The 24,656-nt window shown below is 70.8% G+C and carries 26 protein-coding genes; 19 read left to right on the top strand and 7 right to left on the bottom strand.

Translation table 11 applies throughout. The features are described 5' to 3' along the window. Positions 1–120 precede the first annotated feature (120 nt). Complete coding sequence (locus ACFSZT_RS01785; protein WP_377387693.1) at positions 121–918, bottom strand: class I SAM-dependent methyltransferase; 798 nt, start codon at positions 916–918, stop codon at positions 121–123. Further along, positions 897–1,397, bottom strand: coding sequence for a DUF2505 domain-containing protein (locus ACFSZT_RS01780; protein WP_377387691.1), 501 nt, complete (start codon positions 1,395–1,397; stop codon positions 897–899). Before ACFSZT_RS01780 ends, ACFSZT_RS01785 begins: the two co-directional genes overlap by 22 nt. A gap of 25 nt (positions 1,398–1,422) precedes the next feature. Between ACFSZT_RS01780 and ACFSZT_RS01775 the strand changes: the two genes are divergently transcribed. Beyond that, positions 1,423–2,472 (top strand): UDP-N-acetylmuramate dehydrogenase, encoded by a 1,050-nt coding sequence (locus ACFSZT_RS01775; RefSeq protein ID WP_377387689.1) that lies wholly within the window; start codon positions 1,423–1,425, stop codon positions 2,470–2,472. Between the two features lie 189 nt (positions 2,473–2,661). On the opposite strand, the gene ACFSZT_RS01770 is transcribed toward ACFSZT_RS01775, so the two are convergent. Next, positions 2,662–3,393 (bottom strand): SDR family oxidoreductase, encoded by a 732-nt coding sequence (locus tag ACFSZT_RS01770; protein WP_377387687.1) that lies wholly within the window; start codon positions 3,391–3,393, stop codon positions 2,662–2,664. Between the two features lie 75 nt (positions 3,394–3,468). On the opposite strand from ACFSZT_RS01770, the gene ACFSZT_RS01765 reads away from it, so the two are divergent. Continuing rightward, positions 3,469–4,623 carry a L,D-transpeptidase gene (locus tag ACFSZT_RS01765; RefSeq protein WP_377387685.1) on the top strand — a complete coding sequence of 385 codons (1,155 nt, stop codon included), beginning with the start codon at positions 3,469–3,471 and terminating at the stop codon, positions 4,621–4,623. 145 nt (positions 4,624–4,768) lie between these two features. Here the strand turns inward: ACFSZT_RS01765 and ACFSZT_RS01760 are convergent, their stop codons facing one another. After that, complete coding sequence (locus ACFSZT_RS01760; RefSeq protein WP_377387833.1) at positions 4,769–5,743, bottom strand: TerC/Alx family metal homeostasis membrane protein; 975 nt, start codon at positions 5,741–5,743, stop codon at positions 4,769–4,771. Between the two features lie 250 nt (positions 5,744–5,993). Between ACFSZT_RS01760 and ACFSZT_RS01755 the strand changes: the two genes are divergently transcribed. The 17 genes from ACFSZT_RS01755 to ACFSZT_RS01675 all read left to right on the top strand — a co-directional run bounded on the left by ACFSZT_RS01755 (position 5,994) and on the right by ACFSZT_RS01675 (position 22,081). Continuing rightward, positions 5,994–7,154, top strand: coding sequence for an epoxide hydrolase family protein (locus ACFSZT_RS01755; RefSeq protein ID WP_377387683.1), 1,161 nt, complete (start codon positions 5,994–5,996; stop codon positions 7,152–7,154). 67 nt (positions 7,155–7,221) lie between these two features. Then, the gene (locus ACFSZT_RS01750) at positions 7,222–8,061 is read left to right on the top strand and encodes an alpha/beta fold hydrolase (protein WP_377387681.1); all 840 of its coding nucleotides are present in this window, start codon (positions 7,222–7,224) and stop codon (positions 8,059–8,061) included. Positions 8,062–8,065: 4 nt separating this feature from the next. After that, positions 8,066–9,361, top strand: a complete 1,296-nt coding sequence (gene mshA / locus ACFSZT_RS01745; RefSeq protein WP_377387679.1) for a D-inositol-3-phosphate glycosyltransferase — start codon at positions 8,066–8,068, stop codon at positions 9,359–9,361. Continuing rightward, complete coding sequence (locus ACFSZT_RS01740; RefSeq protein WP_377387677.1) at positions 9,358–9,873, top strand: type III secretion system chaperone family protein; 516 nt, start codon at positions 9,358–9,360, stop codon at positions 9,871–9,873. Before mshA ends, ACFSZT_RS01740 begins: the two co-directional genes overlap by 4 nt. A 674-nt stretch (positions 9,874–10,547) precedes the next feature. Further along, on the top strand, positions 10,548–11,297 hold the full coding sequence (locus ACFSZT_RS01735; protein ID WP_377387675.1) for a phosphoglyceromutase: 750 nt from the start codon (positions 10,548–10,550) through the stop codon (positions 11,295–11,297). A gap of 267 nt (positions 11,298–11,564) precedes the next feature. Next, entirely contained in the window at positions 11,565–12,755 is a 1,191-nt protein-coding gene (locus ACFSZT_RS01730) for a sensor histidine kinase (RefSeq protein WP_377387831.1), read from the top strand. After that, positions 12,752–13,444 (top strand): response regulator, encoded by a 693-nt coding sequence (locus tag ACFSZT_RS01725; RefSeq protein WP_377387672.1) that lies wholly within the window; start codon positions 12,752–12,754, stop codon positions 13,442–13,444. Before ACFSZT_RS01730 ends, ACFSZT_RS01725 begins: the two co-directional genes overlap by 4 nt. A 27-nt stretch (positions 13,445–13,471) precedes the next feature. Further along, the gene (locus ACFSZT_RS01720) at positions 13,472–14,440 is read left to right on the top strand and encodes a Ppx/GppA phosphatase family protein (protein WP_377387669.1); all 969 of its coding nucleotides are present in this window, start codon (positions 13,472–13,474) and stop codon (positions 14,438–14,440) included. A gap of 55 nt (positions 14,441–14,495) precedes the next feature. Further along, entirely contained in the window at positions 14,496–15,815 is a 1,320-nt protein-coding gene (locus tag ACFSZT_RS01715; RefSeq protein WP_377478147.1) for a hypothetical protein, read from the top strand. Between the two features lie 27 nt (positions 15,816–15,842). Further along, positions 15,843–16,610 carry a sugar phosphate isomerase/epimerase family protein gene (locus ACFSZT_RS01710; protein WP_377387829.1) on the top strand — a complete coding sequence of 256 codons (768 nt, stop codon included), beginning with the start codon at positions 15,843–15,845 and terminating at the stop codon, positions 16,608–16,610. Positions 16,611–16,697: 87 nt separating this feature from the next. Continuing rightward, on the top strand, positions 16,698–17,624 hold the full coding sequence (locus ACFSZT_RS01705; RefSeq protein ID WP_377387663.1) for a proline dehydrogenase family protein: 927 nt from the start codon (positions 16,698–16,700) through the stop codon (positions 17,622–17,624). Beyond that, positions 17,621–18,445 (top strand): thioesterase family protein, encoded by an 825-nt coding sequence (locus tag ACFSZT_RS01700; RefSeq protein WP_377387660.1) that lies wholly within the window; start codon positions 17,621–17,623, stop codon positions 18,443–18,445. Before ACFSZT_RS01705 ends, ACFSZT_RS01700 begins: the two co-directional genes overlap by 4 nt. Before the next feature lie 107 nt (positions 18,446–18,552). Continuing rightward, complete coding sequence (proC, locus tag ACFSZT_RS01695) at positions 18,553–19,362, top strand: pyrroline-5-carboxylate reductase (protein WP_377387657.1); 810 nt, start codon at positions 18,553–18,555, stop codon at positions 19,360–19,362. Positions 19,363–19,509: 147 nt separating this feature from the next. Then, positions 19,510–19,725 (top strand): helix-turn-helix domain-containing protein, encoded by a 216-nt coding sequence (locus ACFSZT_RS01690; RefSeq protein ID WP_377387654.1) that lies wholly within the window; start codon positions 19,510–19,512, stop codon positions 19,723–19,725. Between the two features lie 97 nt (positions 19,726–19,822). Then, positions 19,823–19,924, top strand: a complete 102-nt coding sequence (locus ACFSZT_RS01685; RefSeq protein ID WP_005453035.1) for a 30S ribosomal protein bS22 — start codon at positions 19,823–19,825, stop codon at positions 19,922–19,924. Between the two features lie 157 nt (positions 19,925–20,081). Continuing rightward, complete coding sequence (locus ACFSZT_RS01680) at positions 20,082–21,113, top strand: NAD-dependent epimerase/dehydratase family protein (RefSeq protein WP_377387649.1); 1,032 nt, start codon at positions 20,082–20,084, stop codon at positions 21,111–21,113. Continuing rightward, positions 21,113–22,081, top strand: a complete 969-nt coding sequence (locus ACFSZT_RS01675; protein WP_377387646.1) for a lysophospholipid acyltransferase family protein — start codon at positions 21,113–21,115, stop codon at positions 22,079–22,081. The genes ACFSZT_RS01680 and ACFSZT_RS01675 overlap by 1 nt, the downstream gene beginning before the upstream one ends. A gap of 155 nt (positions 22,082–22,236) precedes the next feature. Here ACFSZT_RS01675 and ACFSZT_RS01670 read toward each other — a convergent pair whose 3' ends face one another. The 3 genes from ACFSZT_RS01670 to ACFSZT_RS01660 all read right to left on the bottom strand — a co-directional run bounded on the left by ACFSZT_RS01670 (position 22,237) and on the right by ACFSZT_RS01660 (position 24,649). After that, entirely contained in the window at positions 22,237–22,761 is a 525-nt protein-coding gene (locus tag ACFSZT_RS01670) for an HNH endonuclease (protein ID WP_377387643.1), read from the bottom strand. A 10-nt stretch (positions 22,762–22,771) separates the two neighbouring features. Continuing rightward, entirely contained in the window at positions 22,772–23,404 is a 633-nt protein-coding gene (locus ACFSZT_RS01665; RefSeq protein WP_377478145.1) for a DUF222 domain-containing protein, read from the bottom strand. Positions 23,405–23,692: 288 nt separating this feature from the next. After that, a complete protein-coding gene (locus tag ACFSZT_RS01660; RefSeq protein ID WP_377387640.1) occupies positions 23,693–24,649 on the bottom strand; it encodes an HAD family hydrolase in 957 nt (318 codons plus the stop codon). Between the last annotated feature and the right edge of the window lie 7 nt (positions 24,650–24,656).

Raw genomic sequence — 24,656 nt, 5'->3', positions numbered from 1 at the left:
TGGCACCGCGACAGCGCGGAGACCATGGCCTGAGAGCGATCTCAGGGAGAGATCAGGGCAGCCCTGACCTGCCCGCCCTACCCGGTCGTACCGGCCAGCCCCACCTCGACGGCGAACGCCCTACGCGCCCGGGGCCACCGACTCCCACGGCACGGTGAGCTCGCCGAGCCGCCAGCGGTCCCGCCTGCCGAGCACCGGCCAGCCGGTCTCGGCCAGCAGCCGCACGGTCTCGGTCCAGCGCGCCCTGGCACCGTAGACGCCGAACGGCGCCGCCGTCGCCCAGCAGGAGTCCACAACAGACAGGAACTCGTGCACACGTTCACCAGGGACGTTGCGGTGAATCAACGCCTTCGGCAGCCGCTCGGCCACAGTGGACGGACGGTCGAACGCTGTCACCTTGCACGACAACGTGAGGGTGCGCGGGCCGTCGTGTGACACGGTGACCCAGGTGCACAGCCTGCCGACCTCGTCACACGTGCCCTCCACGAGCAGGCCGCCGGGTTCGATGCTCGCGAGCATCGCCTCCCACGACGGCAGCACGTCCGCTTCGGCGTACTGCCGCAGCACGTTGAACGCCCGCACCAGCACCGGTCGCGTACCCGCGAGCTCGAATCCGCCCCGGCGGAAGTCCAGCCGGGGCGGGTCGGCCGCGTGCGCCGCGGCCGCCACCCGGTCGGCGTCGAGCTCCAGCCCCAGCACCCGCACACCGGGGAAGACGGCTGCGAGCCGCCGCGCGAGTTCCACCGTCGTCACCGGCGAGGCTCCGTAGCCCAGATCGACCACCAGCGGATCGGCGCGCGCCGAGAGCACCCGCGCCACCCCGTGGTCGGCGGTGAGCCAGCGGTCGATCCGGCGTAAACGATTGGGATTGGTGGTGCCTCGGGTCGGCGCGCCGATCAGTTGCCGTGCGCGAGCCACGTCGCCGTGAACTCGGCCTCGCGCTCGAGCAGCCTGGTGACCTGCTCGGCGACGAAACCCTCGAGCTTGCCGCCGACGAGGGGGATGCGCACCGTCACCTCGCCGCGCGTGGCCTGCACGCTGCCCTGCCCGTCACCGGTGAGCTCCGTGCTGGCCGTGATGTCCCCGGGCAGCCCGGGGACGTGCGCCTTGATGGTGCCGGTGTAGCCGGCCCCGGACGGTGCCCATGTGTGCTCCCGGCGCACCATCAGGTCGCCCTTGTGCAGGCTGCGGACGGCCTGCGGCAGCTTCTCCGCCGGGACGCCCTGCAGCAGCGTGTACCGGACACCGTCGCTGGTGCTCGTGTGGTCCTCCAGCGTGGCGTGCTTGCCGCCGAGCTCGGCCAGCCGCGCCCGCAACGCGGCCTCGCTCGACTGGGCGGCATACACGTCGGCGACGCTGTGCGGGAACGTCGCCCGGTGCTCGATACGGGATGCCATGCCCTGGACAGTACCGTTGCGGGTTGTGAGCACTGTCGAAACGCCCACCCAGCAGGCCCTGCGCGCGTACACCACGCTGCGGCTCGGCGGCCCCGCCCGCCGGCTCGTGGCGGCCGAGACCACAGACGAGCTCGTGTCCGTGGTGCGGGAGCTCGACGAGGCGGGCGAGCCGCTGCTGCTGCTCGGCGGCGGCTCCAACCTGGTGGTCGCCGACGCGGGCTTCGACGGCACCGTCGTCCGCATCGCCACCACCGGCTGGGACGGTGAGACCGTGGCGGCGGGCCAGGACTGGGACGCCTACGTCGCCGCGACCGTCGCCGAGGGCCGGGGCGGGCTCGAGTGCCTGTCCGGCATCCCCGGCTCGGCGGGCGCGACGCCGATCCAGAACGTCGGCGCGTACGGCTGCGAGATCAGCGAGGTGCTGCACTCCGTCGAGTTCTACGACCGCCGCACCAAGGAGGTCGGCACCATCCCGGCGGCCGAACTGGGCTTCGCCTACCGCACGAGTGTGCTCAAGGGCACGGACGCGGGCGTGGTGCTGTCGGTGCGGTTCACCCTGCGCGACGACGGCCGGTCGGTGCCGATCCGGTACGCCGAGCTGGCCCGCACCCTCGGCGTCGAGGTCGGCACACGGGTGCCCGCGGCCGAGGCCCGCGAGGCGGTGCTGGGCCTGCGCCGGAAGAAGGGCATGGTGCTCGACGCCGCCGACCACGACACGTGGAGCGCGGGCTCCTTCTTCACCAACCCGATCGTGCCGGACGACCGGGTCGCCGAGGTGCTCGAGCGGATCGGCGAGGTCGTCGGCGCGGACACCCCCGTGCCGCAGTACCCCGCGCAGGGCGGCGTGAAGCTCTCGGCGGCGTGGCTGATTGAGCGGGCCGGCTTCCACAAGGGCCACGCGGGCCCCGGCGGCCGGGTGTCGCTGTCGACCAAGCACACGCTGGCGCTCACCAACCGCGGCGAGGCCAGCACGGCGGATCTGCTCGCCCTCGCCCGCGAGGTCCGGGACGGGGTGCGGGCCACCTTCGGCGTCACTCTGCACCCCGAACCCCTGCTCATCAACTGCGACGTGTAACCGGGGCGGTCCGTCCTCGGTCGATGCGCAGCCGCACCGTCGCTCCCTCCGGCACGGTGCGCAGGCCCTGGGCAGCCGCGGGTTCTGCCCCAGGCGCCGGCTCGGCACCTGGGGCAGGCTCGGTGGTGGAACCGGAGGTCGCCATGACCTGTTCCGGTCATGCGGTTGTTCGAGACCGTTCCGGGCTCGTCACTGCCGATGGAACCGCGAGCCGTTGAGTTGTGCGCGGGGCTTGAGGACGATCTGGTCGAGATTGACGTGTGGCGGGCGGGTGGCGGCGAAGGCGATCACCTCGGCGACGTCCTCGGCGGTCAGCGGGTCGAGCCCCTGGTACACCTTCGCGGCACGCTCGGCGTCGCCGTCGAAGCGGTTCAGCGAGAAGTCGGTCTCGACCATCCCCGGCACGATCTCGGTGATCCGCAGCGGGTCGCCGAGGTGCTCCGACCGCAGCGTCCGGTGCAGCGCGGACTGCGCGTGCTTGGCGGAGGTGTAGCCGGAGCCGCCGTCGTACACCTCGTGGCCCGCGATGGAGGTCACCGTGATGACGTGGCCGTCCCCCGACGCGACGAGCTTGGGCAGCAGCGCCTTCGTCATGCGCAGGGTGCCGAGCACGTTCGTCTCCCACATCCAGCGCCAGTGCTCCTCGTCGGCGTCCTCGACGCGTTCGAGACCACGGGCGCCACCGGCGTTGTTCACCAGCACATGGCATTCCGGCACCTGTTCCACGAACGAGGCAACGGAGTCGGCGTCGGTGACGTCCAGAGGAAGGGCCGTGCCGCCGAGTTCGTCGGCCAGCGGCTTGAGCAGTTCGAGGCGCCTGGCGCCGAGGACGACCTGGAAGCCGGCGTGGGCAAGAGCCTTCGCGGTGGCGGCGCCGATTCCCGCGCTGGCTCCCGTGATGACAGCGGTTCGAGTGCTCATGACCGCATGCTGCCAGGTAGCGTTGTAACGCTCATGGGGGACCGCACGAGTGAGTGCAGGGAGGGGTTGACGTAGATGGAACGGCGCACGGCTCTCAAGGCCGCCCTCGCGGCGGGCTCGGCGGGCCTGCTCGCGGCCTGTTCGGGCACGACGAGCGGCACGGCGGAGATCAACCCGGCCCACGTCCCGCCCAAGGCGCGGATCACCGCCGACCCGGCTCGCGGAGCCCAGGACGTTCCGGTGGTGAAACCCGTCACGCTCACCGTGCAGGAGGGCGCCTTCACCGAGGTCGCGGTCACCAATGAGGAGGGCGCCGCGCTCGCGGGCGAGTTCAACGCGGACAAGACCACCTGGACCAGCACGGAACCGCTCGGCTACGGCCGCACCTACACCTACGCCGCCAAGGCGAAGGGCACCGACAACAAGATGGTGTCCCTCGACGGCACGTTCGGCACCCTTACGCCGGCGTCGGAGGTGCGGGCGACGCTCTACCCGGGCGACGACGCCGTGGTGGGCGTCGGCATGCCGATCAGCGTGAAGTTCGCCGAGTCGATCACCGACCGCGCTGCGGCGGAGCGGGCCCTGTCGGTGAGGACGACTCCCGAGGTCGAAGGCTCGTGGGGGTGGCTCTCCGACCGGCAGGTCGACTGGCGGCCGCGGGAGTACTGGCCGGCCAACACGGAGGTCACGGTCACCGCCAAGCTGTACGGCGTGCACTACGGTGGCGGCGCGTACGGCAAGGCCGACGTCACCACGACGTTCCGCATCGGCCGCAACCAGGTCGTGAAGGTCCACACCCCGGAGCACCGGATGCGCGTCTACCGCGACGGCGCCGAGGTGGCGAACTACCCCTGCAGCAACGGTCGCGACGACGACCCGAACCTCAACACGCCCAACGGCACCGTGATCATCATGACCAAGGAGCCGACCTCGATCTTCGACAACGAGCGCTACGGCTACACCGACGTCCAGAAGAAGTGGTGCTGCCGGATCTCCAACCACGGCGAGTACATCCACGAGAACGAGGAGAACCGCGCCAACATCGGCAAGGCCAACACCTCGCACGGCTGCGTCAACCTCTACGAGGCGGACGCGAAGGCGTTCTTCGACTCGGCGATGCTGGGCGACCCGGTGGAGGTCTCCGGCTCGAAGGCGAACTTCCCCACGACCTCGGACGTCATGGACTGGTTGCTGGACTGGGAGACCTGGAAGTCCCGCTCAGCCCTGTGAGCGGCAGCGGGTCGGTTCGCGTCGCCGCCTCGCCTCAGTGGGGGCGTCGGAAGGTCACCAGGGAACCGATGGTGATGGCCGCCGCCACGAGGATCAGCACGGTCAACGCCAGGTCGATGAGGAAGTCCACCATCATCGTCAGCTCCTAGGTCATCTGGCCTGCCCTGGCCTGCGCTTCGGCGTCACGCCGGGACCGCCGCAGGCTCGCCAACGTCACCACGGCGAGGACGACGACGATCGTCGCCAGCGAGATCGGGGTCGGGATGGTCGGCACGGCCGGCCAGACGGTGTGCGCCCAGTGCAGCACCAGCTTCACGCCGATGAAGGCGAGAATGATCGCCAGGCCGTGGTTGAGGTAGACGAGCTTCGCCAGCACCGCCTGCAGCACGAAGTACAGCGCCCGCAGGCCGAGCAGGGCGAAGGCGTTGGTGACGAACACCAGGTACGGATCCTCGGTGATGCCGTACACCGCGGGCACGGAGTCGACGGCGAACACGATGTCGGTCGCGAACACCGCCACCACCACGAGCGTCAACGGCGTCAGCGCCCGGCGCCCGGCCTCGCGGACGAGCATCTTGGTGCCGCGGTAGTCGTCGGTGACGGGCATGAGCTTGCGCAGCAGCCGCACCGACCGCATCTCCGAGACGTCCTTGTCGCTATGCCCACCCTTGGCGGCCTCGTGCAGGATCTTCACCGCCGAGACGAAGAGGATCAGCCCGAACACCAGGAACGCCCAGGTGCCCGCCTGCAGCATCGCCGCACCGGCCGCGATGAAGATGCCGCGGAGCACGAGGGCGCCCACGATCCCGTAGAGCAGCACGCGTTGCTGCACTGCGGCCGGGACGGCGAACCCGGTGAGGATCAACAGGAACACGAAGAGGTTGTCCACCGACAACGACTTCTCCACGACGAAGCCGGTGACGAACTCCGTCGCCTGCGCGCCGCTGTAGGTCAGCCACACCCAGAGCCCGAACACGAACGGCAACGTCAGGTAGAACACCGACCAGCCGACGGCCTCCTTCATCGACACCTCGTGTGGCTTGCGGGTGATGACGAAGTCGGTGATCAGCAAGGCGAGCAGCACGGCGATGCTGATTCCCCACAGCAGCGGCGAGCCCATCGACGCGGTGCCGGATCCGGCTTGAGCGAGCACAGAGGCCTCCACGAACGTTGTCGTTCGAGGTCTCCTTCACCCGCGTGCGGGCGACCCTCCGAGAGCGTCTCCGGCGCGCTCGTACTGACCGGAAGGGTCTTTGAGGAAGTACTCCCCTCGCGGGAATTCTCCGACATATCGGACATGATCGCCAGCTCGACCGCTTCGCTCCCCATTGCGGACGAAAAGTGGCCGGTATGGCTCCTATGGTCGTGCCATGACTACCGACACAGCGATGACCGCTCTGCGAATCGAACCGTTCCGCATCGACGTTCCGCGCGCCGACCTCGACGATCTCCGGGCGCGTTTGGCGACCACGCGGTGGCCGGACGAGCTTCCGGGCGTCGGCTGGAGTCACGGCGTGCCCGTGTCGTACGTGCGCCGGCTCGCCGAGTACTGGCGCACCGGGTACGACTGGCGTGCCTGGGAGGCGAGGCTGAACCGCCACCCGCAGTACGTCACCGACATCGCGGGGCAGCGCGTGCACTTCCTGCACGTCCGCTCGCCGGAACCGGACGCGCTGCCGCTTGTGCTGGTGCACGGCTGGGGTGCGACGTTCGCCGAGTTCCTCGACGTGATCGGGCCGCTGACCGATCCGCGTGCGCACGGCGGCGACCCGGCCGACGCGTTCCACGTGGTGGTTCCGTCGCCGCCCGGGTTCGCGTTCTCCGGGCCGACCAGGCAGGCAGGCCAGGCCGACAGCGACCGCTACGCCGAGGTGATCGCCGCGCTCATGGCCGGCCTCGGGTACGAGCGCTACGGCACGCAGGGCGGCGACCTCGGCGCGCTGGTCGCTCCGCAGCTGGGCCGTATCGACACCGACCACGTCGTCGGAGTGCACGTGAACGGGCTGCTCACCTTCGGCGGGTGGGACCTCGACCCGAGCACGCTGGACGAGGCCGACCGGCAGCGCTGGGAGAAGGCGCAGGGGTTCGAGGAGATCGGCGGGTACGCGGGGATCCAGTCGACGCGGCCGCAGTCGCTCGCCGTCGGGCTGCACGACTCGCCCGCCGGGCTGCTCGCCTGGCTGGCCGACATCTACCACCTGTTCTCCAACCCGGCCATCGAGTCGCCCGACGACGCAGTCGGCCGGGACGCGCTGCTCACCCACGCGAGCATCTACTGGTTCACCGAGACGCTCGCCTCGTCGATCCGGATCTACAAGGAGTCCTCGCAGTGGGGCGCGGCGCCGGAGAGCTCGGGCGTGCCCACCGGGTGTTCGCTCTACCCCGGTGACACCACCATCCGGGCGATCGCCGAACAGCAGCACAACGTCGTGTACTGGGCGGAGTTCGGCGACGGCGGGCACTTCGCGGCGATGGAGGCGCCGGAGACGTTCGTCGGCGACGTCCGCGAGTTCTTCCGCCGGGTGCGCTGAGGCGGGTCGCGTGCCGCCCCACCAGGTGCCGGTGGGGCGGAACCGGCCGTTGTAGGAGACTGCCGCCATGAGAACCGAGGTCGTAGGTGCCGGTGGCGTCCGGATCGGGGTGCGCGTCGAAGGCAACGAGAGCGCGCCGGCGATCGTGTTCGTGCACGGCTGGGCGCAGTCGGCGCGGGTGTGGGACCAGCAGTTCGCGGACCCGGAACTGCGCCGCGGGTTCCGGCTCGTGGCGATGGATCTGCGGGGCCACGGTCAGTCGGACGTCCCCGCGGGCGGCTACGACGATCCGCTGGTCTGGGCCGGTGACCTCGGGGCGGTGCTGGGCATCGCGGGGGAGCCCGCGGTGGTGGTCGGCTGGTCCTACGGCGGGCTGGTGATCGCCGACTACCTGCGCGTGCATGGCACCCGCGGGATCGCGGGCGTCGTGCTGGCCGGCGCCATCACCGAGATCGGCAACGGTCACCCGGGCGGCGTGGTGGGGTCCGCGATGCGGGAGGCTCTCCCCGGCGTGCTCTCCGACGAGCTGGACGTGGCGCTGCCCGCGCTGGGCAAGCTGTGCGACGGTATGGCGAGCAAGCCGGTGCCGGGTCCGCTGGCGCAGGCGCTGCTGGGCACGTCCCTCGCCGTGCCGCCTCACGTGCGGGCGGGGTTGTTCCGCCGGGACGTCGACAGCGCGGACGTCCTGGCTTCGGTCGACGTCCCGGCGCTGGTCGTGCACGGCACGGAGGACGCCGTTGTCGATATCACCTCGGGCGAGTACGCCGCCGGGAAGATACCCGGGGCCGAGTCGCGTTGGTGGCCTGGTGTAGGCCATTTACCGTTCGTGGAGGCCGCGCGGGAGTTCAACGCGACGCTGGCGCGGTTCGCCGGGGAACGGGCGGGCGAAGCCCGAACAGAAAGGTGATTCGGTGACGATCTCCTGGTACCGGCCGGTGAAGCAGCCGCGCCGGGTGGCGGTGCTGTCCGTGCACACCTCGCCGTTGGAGCAACCGGGCACCGGAGACGCCGGTGGCATGAACGTCTACATCTCCCAGACCGCGCAGGAGATGGCGCGGCGCGGGGTGAGCGTCGAGGTGTTCACGCGCGCCACGTCGTCGGATCAGCCGCCGGTCGCCGAGCTCGCACCCGGGGTGATCGTCCGGCACATCCCGGCGGGCCCGTTCGAGCCGCTGTCGCGGGGTGAGCTGCCCGCACAGCTGTGTGCGTTCACGTCGGGTGTGCTGCGGACCGAGGCGTTCCACGAGCCCGGCTACTACGACCTCATCCACTCCCACTACTGGCTGTCGGGCCAGGTGGGCTGGCTCGCGCGTGACCGCTGGGGTGTGCCGCTCGTGCACACGGCCCACACGCTGGCCAAGGTGAAGAACGCCGCGCTGGCCGACGGCGACTCGCCCGAGCCGCGCACGCGCGTGATCGGCGAGGAGCAGGTGGTCGCCGAGGCCGACCGGCTGGTGGTGAACACCGACGTCGAGGCCGCGCAGCTGGTCGAGCTGTACGACGCCGACCGGCGCGCCGTGCGCACCGTGTCGCCGGGCGTGGACCTCGAGCGGTTCCGGCCGGGTTCGAAGGACGCCGCGCGCCGGGCGCTGGGGTTGCCCGCCGACGCGGTGGTGCTCGCGTTCGCGGGCCGGATCCAGCCGCTGAAGGCTCCGGACGTGCTGCTGCGGGCGGCCGCCGAGCTGGTGGCCAGGCAGCCGTCGCTGCGGGACCGGCTGGTGGTGCTCGTCGCGGGCGGGCCGTCGGGCACCGGCATGGAGCAGCCGCAGGCGCTGCGCGAGCTGGCCGTCTCGCTGGGCATCGCCGACCTGACGCGGTTCCTGCCGCCGCAGGCCGCCGATGCGCTGGTGAACGTCTACCGTGCCGCCGACGTCGTCGCGGTGCCGAGCCACAACGAGTCGTTCGGCCTGGTGGCGCTGGAGGCCCAGGCGTGCGGCACGCCGGTGGCGGCCGCCGAGGTCGGTGGCTTGCCGGTGGCCGTCAACCACGGCCGGTCGGGCCTGCTGGTGCCCTCGCACCGGGCCGACGACTGGGCCGACGCCCTTGCCGACATCGCGCTGCGGCCGGGCAGGCACGCCGAGCTGTCGGCGGGCGCGCTGCGGCACGCGGGGCGATTCTCGTGGCAGCGGACGACCGACGCCCTGCTCGACGCCTACACCGAGGCGACGAGTGCCTTCCGCCGGGCGGCCCTGGAGGTGGCGGTGTGAGCAGCATCGACGAGGTGATCCGCTCGGCGCTCGACGCCGCCGAGATCGCCTACGACCGCAAGGGGGAGGGCGTCTACTTCGTCACCCTGCCCGGCGTGAAGAAGCTGCAGACCAACGCGTGGCTGGTCGCCCGTGAGCACTCGTTCGCCATCGAAGCGTTCGTCTGCCGGCGCCCGGACGAGGCGCACGAGGACGTCTACCGCTTCCTGCTGCGACGCAACGCGAAGCTCTACGGCGTGCACTACACGATCGACGCGGCGGGCGACATCTACCTCGTCGGCCGCTTCGGTCCGGACACCGTGTCGGCCGCGGAGCTGGACAAGCTCCTCGGCCAGGTGCTGGAGGCGGCGGACGGCGACTTCAACACGCTGCTGGAGCTGGGGTTCGCGAGCTCGATCCGGCGCGAGTGGGACTGGCGGGTCTCGCGCGGGGAGTCGCTGGCGAATCTGCAGGCGTTCAAGCACCTGATCGAGCCGAGCGCCGAGCACGAGCCGGGCTCCCTGACCGACTGAAACGAACGACACGCGACCGGCTCGCGCCGCCAGCGCGGCCGGTGGCTGGTCCACGCCGACGACCCGGCAACCCCTTTTGCACCTGCCCAACCGGCACCGCCGGGCGGCGAGCACCGCCGATGCTGGTTCAAGCGTCCGTGCCCAGCGCACGCCAAGGGTGAGGAGCACGCACCGTGGGGGTCTGGGGGCTCGGCCCCCCAGAAGCGATGGCGAAGCCGAGGAAGGTCCGCGCGGTCAGCGGACAGCCCGAAAGTGGGAGGCGGAGCGGCTCGAGGGAGGGGGGAGTCGCGAACTCGAGCCGCCCCGCTTACGTTCCCGCCAGAGTGGACCCGGTGGCGAGGGGGATGCCAACGGGGCCGGCGGGCCGCAGCTCGGCAGGGGGGAGACGAGCTGCGTCCTGCGCCCGCGAACGGTCCGGGGAGTGCGTGGTTTCCGGCCCGCACGCGGGTTCACAGGTCAACTTGTCAGACTCGGGACTGTAATCACAAGACTACTGGCTACTCTATTCGAGTGATATTTACTGCGAGCGTTAACACAAAGCGACCTCGTTAACGCTGGCGAAACGTCGTGGCCGCCCGTCGTCCGAACCATGCGGGTAGTGACTTCCCTTCTGCAACACTCTGAGTAGAGCGGGCAGCTCCGAGCCGGCCCACGCGTTCTGGCACGCTGGCAGCATGGCCGAACTTGGGACTCTGGTGCTGCTGCGACACGGGCAGAGCACGTGGAACGCGGAAAACCTGTTCACCGGCTGGGTCGACGTCCCCCTCTCCGAGCAGGGCGAGACCGAGGCGCGGCGGGGTGGCGAGCTGCTCGCCGAGGCCGGGCTGCTGCCCGACGTCGTACACACCTCGCTGCTCCGGCGGGCCATCTCGACGGCCAACATCGCGCTGGACGTCGCCGACCGGCACTGGATCGACGTGCGCCGCGACTGGCGGCTCAACGAGCGCCACTACGGCGCCCTCCAGGGCAAGAACAAGAAGGAGATCGCCACCGAGTTCGGCGAGGAGCAGTTCATGCTCTGGCGCCGCTCGTACGACACTCCGCCGCCGCCGATCGAGCCCGGCAGCGAGTACAGCCAGGACGCCGACGCCCGCTACCAGGGCCTCGGTGCCCAGATGCCGCTGACGGAGTGCCTCAAAGACGTCGTGGCGCGGCTGCTGCCGTACTGGGAGTCGGCCATCGTCCCCGACCTCAAGGCCGGCAAGACCGTGCTGGTCGCGGCGCACGGCAACTCGCTTCGCGCGCTCGTCAAGCACCTCGACGGCATCTCCGATGCCGACATCGCCGGGCTGAACATCCCGACCGGTATCCCGCTGCGGTACGACCTCGACGCGGAGCTCAAGCCGACCAACCCGGGCGGCACCTACCTCGACCCCGAGACGGCCGAGAAGGCCGCGGCCGCGGTCGCGAACCAGGGCCGCTGACGGGCCCTCGCTACACCCCGAAGCCCGCTCGGCGACCATCGCCGAGCGGGCACTTTGCGTGGCCGTCGGTCACCGTGCGGACACCGATCTCGACTCGATCGAATGATCCGGCAGCCCGTCCCGGCAACGCACAGGTGAACTGGATCTTGCCTGGTGGCGAACACATGGCCGGTCAGTGTCACGACGGTCACGAGAGGGCCGCCAGGGCTAGGCCAATCACCCACCCCGACGCTTACGATGCACAACGTGACGGCCTCCGCAGCATTCATGCTGGCCACTGCCACCCTGGTGGCCGGCCTCGCCGTCGGCTTCTTCTTCGCGCGCACCGCGGGCCGCGACAGCCGCAGGCCGGTCGGGCCCACGGCGGCGGAACTGCTCTCGCGCTTCGTGCGGTCGTCGAACAACGGCGTCGTCGTGCTCAACCGATTCGGTGACATGGTCCTGCACAACGAGCGCGCCGAGGAGCTCGGCCTGCTGCGCGGGAGCCAGGTCGACGCGCGGGCCCGCAAGGCCGCCGAACAGGTCAACGAGACCGGTGACCAGGTCGAGGTGGACATCTCGCCCCTCGCCGTCCGAGGCAGGCAGCCGGAGGCCGTGGTCGCGGAGGTGCGCCCGCTCGGGGACGGCTTCACCGTCGTGGAGGCCGTCGACCACTCGGAGGCCGTGCGGCTGGAGGCCACCCGGCGCGACTTCGTCGCCAACGTCAGCCACGAGCTCAAGACGCCGGTCGGCGCGATGGCGCTGCTCGCCGAGGCCGTCCTCGACGCCCACGACGACCCGGCCGAGGTCCGCCGGTTCGGCGAGAAGATCCTGCGGGAGTCCACCCGGCTGGGCAAACTCGTCACCGAGCTCATCGCGCTGTCCCGCCTGCAGGGCGCCGAGAAGCTACCCGAGCTGAACGTCGTGGAGGTGGACGCGGTCGTCCGCGAGGCCCTCGGCCGCACCAAGCTCGCCGCCGAGTCCGCCGAGATCACCGTGGCCACCGACGGCCCGAGCGGCCTGCTCGTCGAGGGCGACCGGACACTGCTCGTGACGGCCCTGTCGAACCTGCTGGAGAACGCCGTCGCCTACTCGCCGCAGGGCAGCCCCGTCTCCATCAGCAGGCGACTCGTGGACGGCTACGTCGAGCTGGCCGTGACCGACCGCGGCATCGGCATCGCGCCGGAGGAGCAGCAGCGCGTCTTCGAGCGCTTCTACCGCGCCGACAAGGCCCGCTCGCGCGCCACCGGCGGCACCGGACTGGGACTCGCCATCGTCAAGCACGTCGCGGCCAACCACGGCGGCGAGGTGAAGCTGTGGAGCAGGCCCGGCGTCGGCTCCACGTTCACGCTGCGCATTCCGGCGCACGTCGAGGCCGTCAAGCCTGCCACCCCCGACCGGAGGCCGGAGCAGCAGCGTTCCGAATCTCTGGTCCCGAGCGCGCAGCCGAGCACCGAACCGGGAGGAACATCGCTGTGACCAGGGTGCTGATCGTCGAGGACGAGGAGTCGTTCGCCGACCCGCTTGCCTTCCTGTTGCGGAAGGAGGGGTTCACCGCAGCGCTCGCCACCACGGGTCAGCAGGCGCTCGAGGAGTTCGACCGCAACGGCGCCGACATCGTCCTGCTCGACCTGATGCTGCCCGGCATGAGCGGCACCGACGTGTGCAAACAGCTGCGCGCACGGTCGACGGTGCCGGTGATCATGGTGACCGCGCGGGACAGCGAGATCGACAAGGTGGTCGGGCTCGAACTCGGTGCCGACGACTACATCACCAAGCCGTACTCCGCGCGCGAGCTCATCGCCCGCATCCGCGCCGTGCTGCGTCGCGGCGGGGAGACGAACGGCACCGAGCCGGAGGCCGCGCCGCCCGTGCTCGCCGCCGGCCCGGTGCGGATGGACGTCGAGCGGCACGTGGTGACGGTCGACGGCACCGAGGTGCCGTTGCCGCTCAAGGAGTTCGATCTGCTCGAGTACCTGCTGCGCAACGTCGGCCGGGTGCTCACGCGCGGCCAGCTCATCGACCGGGTGTGGGGCGCGGACTACGTGGGCGACACCAAGACACTCGACGTCCACGTCAAGCGCTTGCGGTCGAAGATCGAACCCGACCCCGGATCGCCGCGGCACCTCGTCACGGTGCGCGGTCTTGGTTACAAGTTCGAGGGCTGAGCCCGCGGCCGGGTACCGTGGTTCCCTGTGCGCCTAGGGGTACTCGACGTCGGGTCCAACACCGTCCACCTGCTCGTGGTGGACGCGCATCGTGGTGCCCACCCCACGCCGATGCACTCGGAGAAGACGGTCCTGCGCCTGGCCGAGCAGATCAACGCCGACGGCGAGTTGACCAAGGACGGCATCGCGAGCCTGGTGAAGGCGATCGACTCGGCCAAGGAGTCGGCGAAGCGCCGCGGGTGCGAGGAGGTCATGGCCTTCGCCACGTCCGCGGTGCGGGAGGCGACCAACGTCGGCAAGGTGCTGAGCCGGGTCGCCGACGAGACCGGCGTCGAGCTGCGGGTGCTGGCCGGTGAGGACGAGGCGCGGCTGACCTTCCTCGCGGCCCGCCGGTGGTACGGCTGGTCGGCGGGACAGCTGCTGGTGCTCGACATCGGCGGCGGCTCGCTGGAGATCGCGATGGGGATCGACGAGGAGCCCGCACTCGCGGAGTCGTTGCCGCTCGGTGCGGGCCGGATCACGCGAACCCGGTTCTCGAGCGACCCGCCGAAGCGCTCGGAGGTGGTCGCGACCGCTGCCTGGCTGGACGATCAGCTCGGGGACCTCGCCAAGCGGGTCGCCAAGCTCGGCGAACCGGACCGTGTGGTGGCGACGTCGAAGACGTTCCGCTCGCTGGCGCGGCTCGCCGGTGCGGCTCCCTCGGCCGCCGGTCCCCGCGTGCGCAGGGTGCTCACCGACACGGCACTGCGGCAGCTGATCGCGTTCATCTCGCGGATGTCGTCCGGCGACCTCGCGGAGCTGGAGGGTGTGAGTGCCAGCCGGGCCCACCAGCTCGTGGCGGGCGCGCTGGTGGCGCAGGCCACGATGCGCGCCCTCTCGCTGGAGCTTTTGGAAATATGCCCCTGGGCACTTCGGGAGGGAGTGATCCTGCGCAGGCTGGACCATTCGGACGGCGAGGACCAGACTGCACTGTTGACCGGCCGGGGCCGGCACTGATGACGCCTGGGTTCACACTGGACGTAGACGACTGGCGACGGGCACGGTGGAAAGGATGACTCGAGACAGCGACGGCGGGCGGCCACAGAAGACCGTGGCCGAGCTACTCGCCGAGCATGGCGGACAGGTCGGCGGCGCACCGCGCCGTCGGCGGCGTCGCGCTGCCGACGATGACGACGCACCGGGCGGCCGTCAGCCGAGCATCAGCGACACGGCACCGCAGGCCATCATCGACCGGGTGCGGGCCGAGGGCCCGCCGCCTCCTGGCGTGGGCAGGCGCAACGGCGCCGCGCCCGCACCGCCACGGGGCGACCGGCCGGACGAGGGCTCCGCGCTGCCGTCCCGGGGCACGCCACAGCAGGGATCCGGGGGCTTCCCGGTTCCGCCGCCGGACGAGGGCGACAGGCCGCCGCTCCCACCCCGCGCCCGCAACGGCGCGGCACCCACGGGCATGCCGCCGGCCGACCCGCAGGGCCGGATGTCCTCGACGCGGCGCGTTCCGCCCGCGACACCGCCCGCCGAGCCGCCGCGGCCGGAGGGCTCGCTCGCGGCCCGGCTCGAGGGTGCCGAGCAGTCCGAGGCGCCGGAGCAGCAGCCGCCCGCGCCGGGACAGCCGCCGCAGACCAGCGGTGCCTTCCCGATGCCGCCCCGGCGGCGGCGTCCGCCGCGCGGCGCGCCGCCACCGCCGCCGGAACCGAACACGGAGCAGTTCCCGGCGGTCGTGGATGAGCAGGCCGAGCAGCCGACCACGCTCAACAAGGCGGTCGACCCGGACGAGCCGCCCGCCGGCCTGGCCAACTGGCGCCGCCGCAGGCGCGAGACGTTGCCGGAGGAGGACACCGAGGTCGGCATCACGCCCGTGGCGCCGCCTGCCGAGACCTCCAGTGACGCCGACGAGGGGCCGGCCACCGGCTTCTTCGTTCCTGACTTCGACGACGATGACGACGACGCCAGCCCCTACGGCGGCGGCGTGCTCGACGACGACCCGCTGGCCGAATCCGGTCGGGACGCCGACTACCCGGACTACGCCGACGACGACTACGACGAGCGGGCGGGGACCGGCGAGGACTACGACCGGCGCGACGACGCCGACGAGGACGTCGACGACACCTCGCCCGCGAAGCAGTGGCTCGCGCTGGCGGGTCAGCTCGCGCTCGGCGTGGTCGGCGGGGCGGCCGTGTGGCTCGGCTTCAACTGGCTGTGGGGTGTGCTGCCCGCGGCCGCGCTCGTCGCCGCGCTGCTGGTGACCGTGGCCCTGGTCTGGATCGTGCGCAAGGTGCGGCGTGCCGACGACCTGCAGACGACGGTGCTCGCCCTGCTGGTCGGGCTGGTCGTGACCGTCTCGCCCGCCGCGTTGCTCCTCGTGACGAAATAGCGCGTGAACGCTGCGATTCCCGTCGGGATGTCGACGGCATCCGTGTGGCCCCTCCGTGCGCGCAGCGCGTTCGAACTGGCCGCGGCACTCGGCTTCGACGGCGTCGAGGTGATGGTCTGGGCCGATCCGGAGAGTCAGAGCGTCTCGGCGCTGCGCAGGCGGAGCCGGGAGACCGGCGTCCCGGTGCTGGCTATCCACTCGCCGTGCCTGCTCATCACCCAACGGGTGTGGTCTCCGGATCCCGTCGTGCGACTGCGCCGCTCGGTGGAGGCGGCGATGGACCTGGAGGCGCGCACCGTCGTGGTGCATCCGCCCTTCCGCTGGCAGCGCCGGTACGCCGATGCCTTCGCCGACCTGGTCGCCGAGCTCGAGGAGAGCAGTGGCGTGGCCATCGCGGTGGAGAACATGTTCAAGGTCCGCCCGCCCGGCGGCCGCAACGGTGGGGTGTCCGCGTTCCGTCCGTCGATCGACCCGACCGACGTCGGGTACTCGAACTACACCCTCGACCTCTCCCACACCGCCGCTGCCGGCATGGACGCACTCGACCTGGCCGACCGGATGGGCGAGCGGCTCACCCACGTCCACCTGGCCGACGGCAGTGGTGCCGCCAAGGACGAGCACCTGATGCCCGGCCGGGGCACCCAGCCCTGCGCCGAGCTGCTGGAGCGGCTCGCCACGAACGGGTTCGGCGGCCAGGTGGTGCTCGAGGTGAACACGCGGAGTGCCCGGGACCTGTCGCAGCGCGCGAAGATGCTGGGCGAGGCACTGCTGTTCAGCAGGCTGCATCTGGGGTGAACGGTGTGCCTTGTCCGGACCACAGCAAGATCAACTTGAGGCCAGGGCCACCTGTCGACCCGGCTACCGACCCGTAGAGTTTTGATCGTGGAGCCGCTGCGTTCTCTGATTCTCGCCGCCGCGGGCAACGACGTCGTCCGGCGGCTGGTGTCGCGCGCACCCGGCACGCGGCGCATCGTCGACCGGTTCGTCGCGGGCGAGGACGTGGACGCCGCGCTGGCGGCGGTGCGGCTGCTGGCCGCCGACGGTCGGTACGCCACGCTCGACTACCTCGGCGAGGACATCGTGGAGCGCGCCGACGCCGAGCACACGGTGAAGGCGTACCTGCGGCTGCTCGACGCGCTGGGCGCCCAAGGACTGACCGATCGCGCCGAGGTGAGCGTGAAGCTCTCCGCCCTCGGCCTGCGCATCGACGAGCGGCTCGCCCTCGACTGTGCCGGCCAGATCTGCGAGGCCGCCGAGCGGCACGGCACCACCGTCACCATCGACATGGAGGACCACACCACCACCGACGTCACCCTGCGGCTGGTCGCCGACCTGCGGCGGCGGTGGCCGTCCGTGGGCGCGGTGCTCCAGTCGTACCTGCACCGCACCGAGGCCGACGCGGCGAGGCTCGCGGCGGAGGGCTCCCGGGTGCGGTTGTGCAAGGGTGCCTACGCGGAGCCGCCCGAGGTGGCGTACCAGCATGGACACGACGTCGACCTCAGTTACGTTCGGTGTGCCAACAGGCTGCTGGCCGGGTCCGGCTACCCGATGTTCGCCACGCACGATCCGCGGCTGGTGGCGGTGCTACGCGAGCGCACCCGCTGGTACGGCCGGGAGCAGGGCGGCTACGAGTACCAGATGCTGTACGGGGTCCGGCCTGACGAGCAGCGCAGGCTGGCGGCGGAAGGGGAGACCGTGCGCGTATACGTGCCGTTCGGGGAACAGTGGTACGGCTACCTGATGCGGAGACTGGCCGAACGACCGGCCAACGTCGCCTTCTTCCTCCGAGCATTGGCCAGCCGTTCGTGAGCACCGTCGACCAGGAGCCGGTGTCGTTCGGCGCCGCCTGCACCGCCCGTCCGCTCGGAGACGGCACGTTCACGGCGGATCTGCGGCACGAATGGTGCATCGGCACCCACCCGCACGGCGGTTTCCTCCTGGCTCTGCTGGCGAAGGCGGCGGTCGCGGCCGTCGCCGAACGCGGTGAGCCGGTGATCGACCCGCTCGTCGTGAGCGCCGAGTTCCTGCGCCCGCCCGCGATCGGTCCCGTGCTGCTGCGCACCGACGTGCGCAAGGTGGGCCGTCGGGCGACGGTCGTCGCCGTGGTGCTGGAGCAACGCGGCCGCAGCTGCGTCGAGGCGAGGGTCACGGCGGGGCGGCTGCCCGTACGCAGGCCCGTCTGGCACGACGCGCCGTCGTCGCCGGTGGAACCCCCGCCGGGGTGCGTCCCGCTCGACGGCAATGACCCCGAGGGCGTCTTCAACCTCGCCAGGGCCTGTGATGTGCGGATCGATCCGGCGACGGCCGGGTATCTCGTCGGGCGCACCGGCGACCCGCCGAGGCTGCGGCTGTGGGTGCGGCCGCGGGACGGCGAACCGGACCCGTACTTCGCGCTGCTCGCCGGCGACATCAACCCGCCGGTCGTGCTCAACCTCGGCCGCGTCGGCTGGGCTCCGACGGCGCAGCTCACGGCACTCCTGCGCACGCGTCCGGCACCGGGGTGGATGCGTGCGCACGTCGACTGCCGGTCGGTGCACGAGGGATGGTTCGACTCCGACGCGCTGGTGGTGGACGCCCACGGCCGCATCGTCTGCCAGGCACGTCAGCTGGCGCTGTCGCCGACGCCGTGAGCCGGGCGCGCTGTGGCACGTCTGGCCCGGACTGAGGGGCCCGTCGCGCGGGCGTCTCCCGCCACCACCCAAACGGAGGCGCTGCGCGCTGCAGCTACCGTTTAAGCATGTCTACTGTCGCGGTACTGGGTGCTGGAAAGATCGGCGAGGCGCTGCTGTCGGGCCTGCTGCACAGCGGTCGCAGCGCGGACGAGCTGCTGTTCACGGAGCGGCACCCGGACCGTGCGGCCGAACTCACCGAGCGTTACGGCGTTGCAGGCGTGGAGGTCACCGAGGCCGCCAAGCGCGCCGACGTGCTGGTCGTCGCCGTCAAGCCGCAGGACATCGACCCGGTGCTCGACGAGCTGGCTCCCCTGGTCGGGCCGGACTCGCTCGTGGTGTCCATGTGCGCGGGCCTGCCGACCTCCCTCTACGAGCGCCGCCTGCCGGAGGGCACCCCGGTCGTCCGCGTGATGCCGAACACTCCGATGCTGGTCAACGAGGCCATGAGCGCCATCTCACCCGGCCGGCATGCCACCGACCGCCACGTACGTGTGGTGGAGGAGCTGCTCAGCGCCGTGGGCAAGGTCGTCGTGGTGCCGGAGTCGCAGCAGGACGCCGTGACGGCGCTGTCCGGGTCCGGGCCCGCCTACTTCTTCTACCTCGTCGAGGCCATGATCGACGCCGGCATCCTGCTGGGCCTGCCGCGTGCCGTCGCCGAGCAGCTCATCGTCCAGTCGGCGGTCGGAGCGGCGAAGATGCTGGCCGAGAGCTCGCAGCACCCGGTGCTGTTGCGGGAAGCCGTGACCTCGCCCGCGGGAACCACCATCAACGGCATCCGTGAGCTGGAGAAACACGGCGTGCGCGCCGCGATGCTGGACGCGATCGAAGCGGCCCGCGACCGCTCCGTCGAGCTCGGCAAGGCTCACGAGGACTGACTCGCCCGCGGGGGTCATCCCCTCGACGGCCGTCGCATCTGTCTCACGAGTCCCGCTACCCTCGGCGGTAGCACGTGCGTGACGAAACCGCCCGGAGGGGAAGCCGAGCGGCGCGACACGTACCCGAAAAGGGACACGGTGAGAACTATGCCGCCGAACAAGAACGAGGACGTGCCGGGACCACGGCAGGTCCAGTTTCTGACGGTCGCCGAGGTGGCGTCGCTGATGCGCGTCTCCAAGATGACCGTCTACCGCCTCGTGCACTCGGGCGAGCTGCCGGCCGTACGCGTCGGCAAGTCGTTCCGGGTGCCGGAGAAGGCGGTGCACGACTATCTGGACAACGCGTACTTCGATGTGGGGTAGGCCCACGAACGAGACCGCCGAAAGCCCCAGGTAACCTGATAGGCCGTGCGTGTGCTTGCCCCACGCGACAGCACGACCTACTTCTGAAGGAGTTTCTGTGGGCTCGGTGATCAAGAAGCGCCGTAAGCGTATGTCCAAGAAGAAGCACCGCAAGCTGCTTCGCCGCACGCGAGTGCAGCGTCGCAAGCAGGGCAAGTGACACCACGGCCGCTCGTCCCGCGCGGACGGGCGGCCACGTGGCCGGCAGGCATAACCCGGGTTAATTGCGTGTAAGCGACGGCTCTGCGGCCTCGCCCGGGGAGTACGATCCTGAGGCGTCTCTCGCGCGACATCCACGCCTTGTGCCAGGGGGTTCAATGCCGCCCAACATCGTCCTCGTCACCGGAGTCGCCGGTGAGCTCGGGAGCAGACTGTTGGCGCGGTTGGGCAACAATCCGGACCTGGAGCGCGTCATCGGCGTCGACACGTCGCCGCCCCGCCCGGAGATCCTGCGCAGGCTGGGGCATGCGGAGTTCGTCCGCGCCGACATCCGCAACCCGCTGATCGCCAAGATCATCAGCTCGGCCAAGGTCGACACGGTGGTCCACGCCTCCACCTCGGCGCATCCGCCCGGGCCGAGCAGGCGGTTGACGGTCAAGGAAGTCAACGTCATCGGCACCATGCGGCTGCTTGCCGCCTGCCAGCGATCGCCGCTCGTGCGCAAGCTGGTGGTGAAGTCCTCCGCGGCCGTCTACGGTGCGAGTGCTCGTTCGCCCGCGGTGTTCACCGAGGACTCGGAACTGATCCCGACGTCGGCGACGGGTTACGCCAAGGACGCCGTCGAGATGGAGGGCTACGTCCGTGGACTGGTCCGGCGCAGGCCCGACATCACCGTGACCCTGGGACGGTTCGCCAACATCATCGGCCCGGAGGTCGACACGGTGCTGGCCCGCTACTTCGCGATGCCGTTCGTGCCGACCGTCCTCGGTTTCGACGCCCGGCTGCAGTTGCTGCACTCCTCCGATGCGCTGGCCGTGCTGGAGTGCGCGACGCTCGAGGACCGGCCCGGTGTGTTCAACGTCGCCGCCGACGGCGTTCTCACGCTCTCCCAGGCCATCCGGCGTTCCGGCCGCATCGAGTTGCCGGTTCCCCGGTCGGTGATGCCGTCGCTCGGCAAGGTGCTGCGCAGCGCCCGACTCGTCGACTTCTCGGCGGATCAGGTGCGGCTGCTCAACTTCGGCCGGGTTGTCGACACCACCCGGCTCAAGAAGGAGTTCGGGTACACCCCTCGGTGGACGACCCGCGAGGCGTTCGACGACTACATCGTCGGCCGGGGACTACGGCCGATCGTCGACGGAGAACGTGTCGCGGATCTGGTCGCCTCGGTCAGCGGTAGGAGGGCGGAGTAGTGACGAGCGGCTCGTCGGCACAGGTCATCCAGCTGCACCCGGGACGCAGCGCGGAGCCGCACCACGACGTCGACACCGAGCACGACGCTCCGGTCGTGGCGTTCCGCAAGCCCGCCGAGGAGGCGGCGGAAGGCCACGACACGCTCACGCGGCTGCTCACGTTCCTGCGGAACCGGCTGACCGGCGACTACACCGTCGACGAGTTCGGTTTCGACCGGGAGCTCACCGACACGGTCGTGCTGCCGCCGCTGCGGTTGCTGTACGAGAAGTGGTTCCGCGTGAGCACGCACGGCGTCGAGAACCTGCCACTGGACGGTGGTGCGCTGCTCGTCGGCAACCACTCCGGTGTGCTGCCCATCGACTCGATCATGACGGCGTTCGCCGTGCACGAGGAGCACCCGAGGCACCGGCACCTGCGGATGCTCGGCGCCGATTTGGTGTTCAAGACGCCGTTGCTGGGCACGCTCGCGCGCAAGTCGGGTCAGACGCTCGCGTGCAATCCGGACGCCGAGCGGCTGCTGCGGGCCGGCGAGCTCGTGGGTGTGTGGCCGGAAGGCTTCAAGGGCGTCGGCAAGCCGTTCTCGGCGCGGTACAAGCTGCAGCGGTTCGGCCGGGGCGGGTTCGCGTCGGCGGCGCTGCGCGCGCAGGTGCCGATCATTCCGGTGTCCGTGGTCGGGGCGGAGGAGATCTACCCGAAGATCGGCGACATCAAGCCGCTGGCGCGGCTGCTCGGGTTGCCGTACTTCCCGGTGACGCCGTTCTTCCCGCTGTTCGGCCCGCTCGGCGCGATTCCGCTGCCGACGAAGTGGCACATCGAGTTCGGTGAGCCCGTTCGCACCGACACGTTCGGCCCGGAGGCCAGCGACGACCCGATGCAGGTGTTCAACCTCAACGACCAGGTGCGCGAGGCCATCCAGCAGATGCTCTACCGGCGGTTGTCTCAGCGCCGGGGCGTCTTCAAGGACTGACGGCACGGTCGGGGTTTTCGTCAGCTCCGCGGGCGCCGCGTGAGGACGCGCAGTTTCGCCGCGGACGTCGGATTAGGGCGGTCACCCTGTGGGGCTGGTGTGGCTCCGACCCTGGCGGTCCCGACCTCAGCGGTGTCGCTCCGGATCGCAGCCAGTCACGGCCGGTAGGTGTGGCCGGTGGGGGTGGTGATGTGGAGTTGGCGGCTGTTGGTGAGGTGGAAGTGCCAGCCGGGGGTGTGTTTGGTGCGGTGGTGGCGTCGGCACAGCCCGATGAGGTTGCCGGTGTTGGTGTCGCCGGAACGCTGGCGGGGGATGAGGTGGTCGAGGTCGGTGTCGTGGGCGGGGCGGTGGCAGGTGGGGAACCGGCATTCGCGGTCGCGGATCTTGACGTGGTCGGCGGTGACGGCGGGCGGCCGGTAGCGGGTGCGGCCCACGTCGAGCGGGGCGCCGGTGTGGGGGTCGGTGATGATGCGCCGCCAGGTGGAGTTGGGGTCGAAGGCGATGGCCCGCGCGATGGAGGCGGGGAGGGGTCCGTGGCCGGCGAGGTCGGCCGGGTTGTCGGCGACGCCGGCGAGGGTGGCGACGTCGATGTGGATGAAGATCTCGGCCTTCGGTGACGCAGGACCGGCGTGGTTGCCCAGCAGAAGGTCGGCGAACACGTCGGCCCGCAACTGGTCCATGGTCCGCTGGTCACCGGCGTTGCGGAGCGCCCGGCGCACACCGATCGATGCGGGCGTAGGCGGCCGAGGCGACCTCGGCCGGGAGGTCGGTGGTCAGGGTGGCCATCGCCTCATCGGCGTGTCGCAGCTCGACCCGCCGTTCCCGCCGCCGCGCCTCCGCCCGCGCCGCAGCACCCTCCGGATCGACCTTCTGCACCGCACGGTTGACCATCCGCCGAATCGACGAGGCATCCCGCCCGGCCAACCGACCGGCCACCAGTGCATCCACCTCACCGGCCATCGAATCGGACAAGACCGACGTCGGCTCCGACATTTTCGAGGTTTTGTGCAAATCGATCTCGCCCCGGGACAACGCACCCAACGTTTCGGGAAGCCGGGTCACCAAATCCCGCGCCAACCCTATTTTGATCCGCGCAGTATTCTCCGAAATCGCCAACGCCAGCGCCACTTCCGACGCCACATCCGCAGCATCATCCCGCGACGCCGAATACTCCGCCAAAGCCCGCACCTGCAACGCCTGCAGCCGAGCGATCTCGCGCTCCAGCTCGACCAGGCGCTCGATAGAATTTTCCCCCATGCCCACGATTCTACCGCGAAATACCGAATCATATGAGTGAACCGAAAAACAACGGAACGTGACCACGAAATCCGTTCCGTGGGGAACTGTCGCTAACCACCAGACAATGCATGGTCATGTGTGGAGTGGCAGTTTCCCACGGCGCGCCGAAGGCGTGCCTGAAACCCAACCACCTAGGCAACCAAGGCAACCACACCAATGGTCCCCTGACGGAAATTCGGGCCTTCTGTCAGCGTCGAACGAATTCATTGCCATGGACGGCGCCCACGGCTACCGGAACCGCGGACACGGCTACGGGAACGGCAGACACGGCGACGGGAGCGGCGCACACGCCGCCTGCCCCGCCGCAATGCGTCAGGCGATCCGGCGCCGGTAGGCGAGTCCGGCGGCCACGGCGCCCGCGACCGCACCCGCGCCCAGCACCGACGGCACGCCGATCTTGGCCGCCTTGCGACCGGTGCGGAAGTCGCGGATCTCCCAGCCCTTCGCGCGGGCGATGTCGCGCAGGCCGGCGTCGGGGTTGACGGCCACGGCGGTGCCGACCACGGACAGCATCGGCACGTCGTTCTGGGAATCCGAATAGGCCGTGCAGCGGCGCAGGTTCAGCCCCTCGCGGGCGGCGAGCGCGCGGACCGCGTGCGCCTTGGCGCGTCCGTGCAGCAGGTCGCCGACGAGCCTTCCGGTGTACACCCCGTCGATGCTCTCGGCGACCGTGCCGAGCGCGCCGGTGAGTCCCAGCCGCCGCGCGATGATGGCGGCCAGTTCGACGGGCGTGGCCGTGACGAGCCAGACGCGCTGGCCCGCGTCCAGGTGCATCTGGGCGAGCGCGCGGGTGCCCGCCCAGATCTTGTCAGCCATGAGCTCGTCGTAGATCTCCTCGCCGACGGCCACCATCTCGTCGACGGTACGTCCGGCCACAAAGGACAGTGCCTGCTCGCGGCTGGACTGCATGCCCTGCTTGTCCTCCCGGCCGCCGACGCGGAACTTCACCTGCTGCCAGGCGAACCCGGCGAGGTCGGAGGAGGTGAAGTACTTGCGTGCCGCGAGTCCGCGCGCGAAGTGGAAGATCGACGCGCCCATCATCATGGTGTTGTCGACGTCGAAGAAGGCGGCGGCGGTGAGGTCCGGCGGTGCGGGCGGGGGCGGAGGCTCCTGGCCGTCCGGGGTCTCCGGCGCGGGCAGCGTGGCGATCTGCGCGGCTTCCATGGCCACGGCAGCGTCGGCCGAGGCTTCGCCTGCCAGGGCGGCGAGCCGTTCGCGTTCCTGCCCCTTACTGCGGGCCCGCCACAGTGACACGCACACCGCCTCCACGCTTGAG

This window comes from Prauserella oleivorans, assembly GCF_042685745.1.
GTDB classification, from domain to species: domain Bacteria; phylum Actinomycetota; class Actinomycetes; order Mycobacteriales; family Pseudonocardiaceae; genus Prauserella_A; species Prauserella_A oleivorans.
This window is presented reverse-complemented; position numbering and strand designations above follow the sequence as displayed.